1 rRNA gene is annotated in these 221 nt (G+C 42.1%); it reads left to right on the forward strand.

Annotated features, from left to right (window positions below):
* Positions 1-142 precede the first annotated feature (142 nt).
* Positions 143-221, forward strand: a 16S ribosomal RNA gene (locus tag FDW96_RS12800); the annotation flags it as partial.

The raw sequence follows: 221 nt of genomic DNA on the forward strand, positions 1-221 counted from the left end.
ACTGCTCTTTAACAATTTATCAGACAATCTGTGTGGGCACTCGAAGATACGGATTCTTAACGTCGCAAGACGAAAAATGAATACCAAGTCTCTGAGTGAACACGTAATTCATTACGAAGTTTAATTCACGAGCATCAAACTTAAATTGAAGAGTTTGATCATGGCTCAGATTGAACGCTGGCGGCAGGCCTAACACATGCAAGTCGAACGGTAGCACAGAG

Origin of the sequence: Citrobacter sp. TBCS-15 (assembly GCF_005280815.1) — a bacterium.
In the GTDB taxonomy this organism is placed as follows: Bacteria; Pseudomonadota; Gammaproteobacteria; order Enterobacterales; family Enterobacteriaceae; genus Citrobacter; species Citrobacter werkmanii.